The following is a 6,149-nucleotide window of genomic DNA, read 5'->3' as shown; positions in this document are numbered from 1 at the left end:
AAGGCCGATGGACTAAAATTTAACAGGCAGGTAAGACTTGAAGGTTATGCCTACAACTGGTATTTAACAGCTATCACCGGGCCTGATTACGTTGATCGTGGTACTCCTGGTGTATTGGATAATCAGGACTATGGGCAATGGATCAGCTTTGAGTACGGCAAGTGGTCTGACAGCTATCCCTGGAGAAATCCATCAGAAGGTTACCAAAAAGATGATGACAATACTTTCCGAACGGTATCTATGGGCAAGCGGGAAGTCTATTATCTGAATGCGGTTAGAACCCGTAGCCACGCAGCGCTATTTGAAAAGGATGTCAGGTATGATGCAAAAAGTTCTTCCCCTGAAATATTTAATAAGAATTGGGCGGGCTCACCTCTTAATGCGCAGACTAACTATCAAAATGAAGGCGTATATAATATCAATTCAAGTCAGAGTATGCGGCTTGACAAAATCTATTTACTGAACAGCAGTGATGCCGGCTTTGTTACTACATCAACTGGTTCAGGAGGAAACTATATTCCCTCCGGCAGGAGCATAAGTTGCCCTACATGTGAATTTCATAACTCGGTTCTTGATAAATTCGACATAAACGCTGTGGGGAGATCTGCATTGGAAGCTAAAGCAATACGAATTGTCGATTTTAATTATGATTATTCTCTGGCGAGAGGAACCGTCAATAGTTATGATATTACAAGTGCTTCAAGCAAGTTTGGGAAACTCACCCTTAAATCTCTAAAATTCAGAGGAAGGAGTGGCCAGGATTTACTCCCACCTACAGAGTTTGAGTATAATTTAGACGCACAGGGTACAAAAAGAGCCGGTGGTTCGATCGCTAACGGAATATTTGTAAGTACGAGCGGAGCATTTGAAGTTGGGGACATGATAGAAACGGACGATGTGAATGCGGCCTACTGTGGTGTAATCTCAGAAAAAATCCAAAATGGAAGCGAGTGGCGCTATGCTGTGAAGAGCAGTATTCTATTTAGCGTAGGCAATTCATCGTTTCGGACAACTAAAAACCCGCCTTATCATAAGGATAGTTATGATCTTTGGGGAATGCACAAGGCAGATTGGGGATCATTGGCGGACGAGAATATGAGCCGACTCACAACACCTACATCAAATAAGACCACCGATGCCTGGTCCCTTCGAAAAATAAAGACAGGAATGGGTGCAGATATCAAAATAGATTATGAAGGAGATACCTATAGTAAGTCTGTACTTAATAGGACCAGGTGTTTTACTTTTACCAATTTCTCCAGCCAGGGTTCAAATAACTTCAATCTGAATGTCTATTCAGCAGGCATGAATCTAAATGATATGTTCAAAGTTGGGGACGAGATTGATATTATGATGCTTAAGGAGGGAAGCGGAAACAATTTCTCTGTTATTGCCAGTGTATCATATTATAATAAACCTAAGATAACGTCGATAAACGGAAACTACCTAACTATCAACTGTCCTACGGATATGAGTAATGATATACTTTATAATGCTGGTGGTGGAACCGGTACAGTGAAAACGGGAAATATTAAGCCGGGAAGTGTCAATACATATTACGGTGGGGGAATACGGGTTAAAACTATAACAGTCGACAACTTATCCGGTACTAAAACAACGACGAAGTACAGCTATAACAAACCGAATGGATTATTGTCGTCCGGAGTTACGTCCTATGAACCGGTTGGTCTCGATCAGGATAGAGTTGCCAGTACAGTATCCACTACGGATGACATAATAAGGGCGCAAGCATCCAACAAATATCGCAGGGATCTTTACTCCGAAATGACGCGTCTTTTGAGTATCTCCAGAGACGTTCCGGCGCCCGGGGTAGTGTATGAATATGTAACCGTGACGAGTGAAGTTACAAATTCCCTTGACAATCAGGCTCGTCAGGTGCCGGGAAAGGTTACCTATCAGTTTGAGGTGTTCCGGGAAAATATGGTGGGAAAACAGGATGTCACCCCGAGACGGTCTGCCCCCCGAGCTGAATACGGTTTATTTTACACCAGGAACGTTGTTTTGAAAAAGTTTATCAGCAACATCGGCGCTCTGAAACGTGCAGTTTATTATGATAAGGCAGGGATAAAATTGAGTGAAACAATTAACCATTATCTGCATGACGGACTGGAAAATACTTCGCATTCGGACTTTATGAACGGTTACGAACAGCGTCTCGCTCAATACAGGAAACAAGGACTAATAAAAGAACGATATTCTGAAGTTAAGTCTGTTTGGACAGGTATCACTTCGTTTTGGCATGTTAAGGCAACTATGGCGGCACGCGAAGAGTACCCCGCCATTCAGACCGGGCAAACGGTTATTGATTATACTGTAGGAACAAGAACGTCTTCAGTTAATCTGGCATTTGACTTTTATAGCGGTGTTGCTACCCAGCAACTCTTAATGGACGCTTACGGGAATCGATTTATGCAGGAAATTGTGCCAGCCTACAAAAAATACCCCGAATTAGGATTAAAGATACAAGACCCGCTTCATAAGAATATGCTTGCACAGGAAACCGGATACTATACTTACAAGGTTGATAATGCAAATAGTAAACAGGATTTGGTGTCCGCCTCTGTGCAACTATGGGGGGCGGAGACCCCGGTATTAGACGCTGCGGGTAACTCCATACTACAGAATAATGCGGCAGGTAACGGCAAAATCTGGAGAAAAACGGCTCAATACGGCTGGATGCCCCAAGGTCAGACTGCCAGCGGTATGACACCCATCAGCAGCTTTGTTGATTTTGACTGGGCAAGTGCTACTCAAAATGACTCCTGGAGAAAAATAGGAGAGATAAAAAGGTACGATGTGTTTTCCAAACCTCTTGAGTCAGTTGATTTTAATGGCCTATACTCTGCATTTAAATTAGGATACAATAACAGTAAAATGATTGTATCGGGCAGCAATACGAGCTATAGTGAGATTGCTGTTGCAGGTTTTGAGGATGCTATGATAGCAGGGGGAAAGCTTAGCTCAAATGTCACTCTTGTAAACGGTATTATCGGAGGATCAGTGGCACATACCGGAAAGTTGAGCCTGGCGTTGGAGTCCAATCGCACGGGAATTTCGTATGACGTTCCGCTTTCTTCATTATCGGCACTTGGTCGTGATTATGTGGCTTCCATATGGGTACATTCTCCTTCTGGAAATCTTTCCTCAGCGAAGCTTTACTATAGTATCGGCTCTTTATCCGGGTATGCCGTTCTTGATGCTCAGAAAACTGCACGGGGTTGGACCCTTCTTCAGTTAAAAATCCCGGCATCTGCTCTGACAAATCCTAATGATGTACTTACTGTCCGGTGTGCTAATGTAAATGGAAGCGGAACCTTGTTTTTCGATGACTTTAGGTTTCAGCCTTTACAGGCTACAGTCAATAGCTATGTATATGATCCTTTCTCAGGCGAGCTGACTCACATACTGGATAACAATAATGTATTTACACGCTTCGAGTATGACGGAGCAGGGAGGTTGGTCAAAGTGTATAAGGAAAAGTTAGGAAAGACTTATATCCCGCTAGTGAACGAGGTTAATTATCATTATAAAAAGGTTCAATAGCTCATTGAAAACAGCAAGTCATGAAAGCATTAAAAGCAATTTGTTCAAGTATTGTTATACTTTTTAACATGAGTCTGGCTGCACATGCTATGCAAGGTGATAACATGTATAACGCGATCGACATCGGCACAATTTCTTCCTGCTCCGGCATTACCTATGGAGATGTTCAATATACAGGGGATTTTAATGATGATTTCGGAACCGGCAGCAGAGATATTTTCTATAAATTCACACTGGTACAGCCAACAACATTGAGGATTTCTCTATGTGACAGCGATATTGATACTTATCTGAGTGTTATTGACGGGTCCGGTTACCTTATCGAAGACAATGATGACAATGGACCCACCTGTTCAGGATCGGCCGCATCCATGGAGATTACTCTTAATGCTGGTACGTATTACATTGTAACAGAGGGTGTAAGTTACTACATTGATGGAAATGTTAGTGTATATATAGAAGCTTCTGGTTCCGGTGTTCCGTCTGTCGGCACAAATATGAATAATGCCATAAATGCCGGTGTTTTGGGCAGTCAAGGATTCGTTGACATCAGGGATAACTCATGTTATGGAAATGATTACGGTCAAATTGGCGACGACATTTTCTATAAGTTTACGCTCAACAGTCCCGCACAGGTTGCCATCTCACATTGTGGGTCGGGATTTCAAACGTATGGGTATTTGCTCGACGCGTACGGTAATCTTATAGCTTCCAATAATGGAAACGGGCCTTTATGCAGTGGATCGGAAGCCTCCCTGATAGCTTCTCTTTCCAGTGGCACCTATTACGTCGTTTCCGAAGGATACTCCGATTATACTGGCGTGATCAATACCTCCATATCAATTAACCGCGGAGATGAGGATCTAAATTATGTCACTAATAAAAGTTATGATGATGACGGTAATGTCATTGCTGAAACACGTTCATATTATGATAATGCCGGAACTCCGTTGCAGACGCAGGCTAAGAATATAGTAGCAGGACAAGTTATTGCATCGCAGCCGGTTTATGATGCCTTGTCGCGTCCGGTTATAAGCACGCTTGCAGCCCCGATAAACAGTTCGTCATTCTCTTACAAAGAGAAGTTTATGACTAATTCCAACGGAGAAAAATACAATTTTTACAATTTTGATCTCAGCGCTACGGATAATCCTAACCCTCTTTATTCAGCTGATCCAGGTACATTAGGGTGGTATTACAGCAACAACAATAACCAGGAAAGTTATGTTCCCTCCACAGGTTTCCCGTACAGTCGAACTGTATATCACGATGACAGGTCTGGTGCGATAAAAAAAGTTGGAGCGCCGGGCGAAGCGTTGAGGCCGGGAAGCGGTCATGAAGTGCAGGCATTCGTGATGCCAGTGGTTAATGAGCTCAGCCATTACCTGCAGGTGAGGAACAAATTTTTCACCCAGGCACAAATAGGCGCCTTGCCTGCTTCGCTTGCAACGCAGTCTACACAATCAGTAACAAAAGATGAGAACGGAAAAGAGCAGATATCGATTCAGGACAGATCGGGGAAATCGCTGATGACTGCAAGACCGGGCAATGAATTGGTGGTATCGAATACCTTTAGCGTGGGTGGCACTTATGAATCGTCGGTCCTTTATATCCGGTTGTTTCAACCATCTACCCTGAGCATTACGGGTAATTATTCAGCTCCTTTAAATATGGATACAGGTGTGCCTTTGAATGGTTCTGGTCCTTATTCAGCATCCCCGGGTTATTATAAGCTCAGCCTTTCTGAAGCACAGGTGACCTATACAAACGGGTATCAGGATGTGAGCTACAATTTTTATAATCAGGTTGGACAACTGGTAGCGAGTATTGCTCCAGAAGGAGTTAAAAAACTTATAGATAACGTTAATGCATACTCTGCTCTCGCAGAAGTGCCTTTTGTAAGTACTTATGAGTATGATACACAAGGGCATCTGATTGCGGAAACTTCCACTAATACCGGACGCACGGAGTATATCTATCGTGCGGATGGCAGCATTCGTTTTTCCCAGAACGCCGTTCAACGGAAGTCAGGATCTTTTTCCTACACCAATTACGACAAGACTGTAAGGCCATTTGAGTCAGGAGAATACGTGCCTGGCGATATCAGCTTTACAAGCGCCAAGACGAACACTGCACTCCGGGAAAGTGTGGCACCTGATGGCGGCCTCACCGGGGGTGTTAAGAGGCAATGGGTACGAACCTATTACGATTACGCAAATAATGCCCATGGCCTGTCCGGTTACAACCAGGACGAGTTTTTACTTAATGGCGCAGTGAGCTGGACGGAGAACGAGCAAGCAAAAACATGGTACAGTTATGACAGCGAAGGGCGGGTCAACTGGATAGTGAAGCAGATAAACGGGTTGGGAACGAAAACGATAAACTATACCTATAATGCCCAGGGAAGTGTCAGCAGAGTTGACTACCAGAAAGACGCAGCAGCCGAGCGTTTCATTCATGACTATGAATACGATGCGAACGGTCGCCTTTCAGCGGTCTACACTACTACTGATCCAAACGTGACCAGGAAGCTACAGGCAAAGTATTACTATTACCTGCACGGTCCTTTAAAGCGAGTAGAAATA

Annotated in this window: 2 protein-coding genes; both read left to right on the top strand. The window is 43.6% G+C overall.

All coding sequences use genetic code 11. The features are described 5' to 3' along the window. A partial coding sequence (locus ACKI5J_RS14905) for a hypothetical protein (RefSeq protein ID WP_407430278.1) occupies positions 1-3,564 on the top strand: 3,564 nt, incomplete at its 5' end. Positions 3,565-3,584: 20 nt separating this feature from the next. Next, the coding region (locus ACKI5J_RS14900; RefSeq protein WP_407430277.1) for a hypothetical protein at positions 3,585-6,149 on the top strand (2,565 nt) is incomplete at its 3' end.

The organism is Arcticibacter sp., from assembly GCF_045629565.1.
Classification (GTDB): Bacteria; Bacteroidota; Bacteroidia; order Sphingobacteriales; family Sphingobacteriaceae; genus Arcticibacter.
This window is presented reverse-complemented; position numbering and strand designations above follow the sequence as displayed.